The organism is Bartonella sp. MR100HLJHH, from assembly GCF_042194215.1.
Lineage (GTDB): Bacteria > Pseudomonadota > Alphaproteobacteria > Rhizobiales > Rhizobiaceae > Bartonella > Bartonella grahamii.
Map to the genome: position 1 here is coordinate 1 of NZ_JBHIMR010000111.1, position 568 is coordinate 568.

1 pseudogene is annotated in these 568 nt (G+C 41.7%); it reads right to left on the minus strand.

The features are described from left to right. A pseudogene (locus ACFIJ7_RS09805) lies at window positions 1-568 on the minus strand (tyrosine-type recombinase/integrase); the annotation flags it as partial.

Genomic DNA, 568 nt, shown 5'->3' on the forward strand with positions numbered 1-568 from the left:
CCATGGGGGCAGGCTTCAATTTTATTTTTTCTCATATACGTAGCCATACATTTCTCAGCGAGGGGACCACGACCTCTAGCAGAAAAAAAGAAATCATTACGAGAGAGCAAGCGCGCTTGTTTTAGAATTTCTAATGCTTCTGTTGATAGAGGCACGCGAAATTCTGTTGTAGCATCACGCCTTCCTTTCATATCCTCAGCAGGAATGGTCCATATATCCTCCTCAACTTGATCTTTATGAATATGACGTAAAGGATTGGTACGAACGCCTGTCAGAATAAGCAAACGCAAAGCCAGTTGTGTTATGGTTGATGCTTCACAGAGTGTTTTATAAAAAGCCGGAACATCTCTCCAATCCATGGCTGGTAAATTTTGCGTTTTATGACGTTGTTTACCTAAGAGCGCGCGTGCTTTTTCTGTTGCTTGTAAATCAACATCCAATCTCCTAAGGCAGCCGCATGTTTAAGACAAAGATTGAGACGAATAAGAGCTCTATTAGCTGTTCCAGCTTTTGTATGCCAAATAGGGGCAAGAACATTGCGTATCTCTGTTTGTGTAATCTCAGAAAC